The following is a 201-nucleotide window of genomic DNA, read 5'->3' as shown; positions in this document are numbered from 1 at the left end:
GTACTCGATAGCGATTTAGTTGCCATTGATATGCGTGATAAGTTTAGTTATAGCACCACTAAAATTGCGTTTCGTCGTATGGGTTTTGATCGTGGCTATCCTGTACTCGATAGCGATTTAGTTGCCATTGATATGCGTGATAAGTTTAGTTATAGCACCACTAAAATTGCGTTTCGTCGTATGGGTTTTGATCGTGGCTAT

1 pseudogene is annotated in these 201 nt (G+C 39.8%); it reads left to right on the top strand.

The annotated features are described in order from the left end of the window. Positions 1 to 201, top strand: a pseudogene (locus tag BHE89_RS25010) (hypothetical protein); the annotation flags it as partial.

Source organism: Shigella sp. FC1967 (assembly GCF_001743005.1).
Classification (GTDB): Bacteria; Pseudomonadota; Gammaproteobacteria; order Enterobacterales; family Enterobacteriaceae; genus Proteus.
This window is presented reverse-complemented; position numbering and strand designations above follow the sequence as displayed.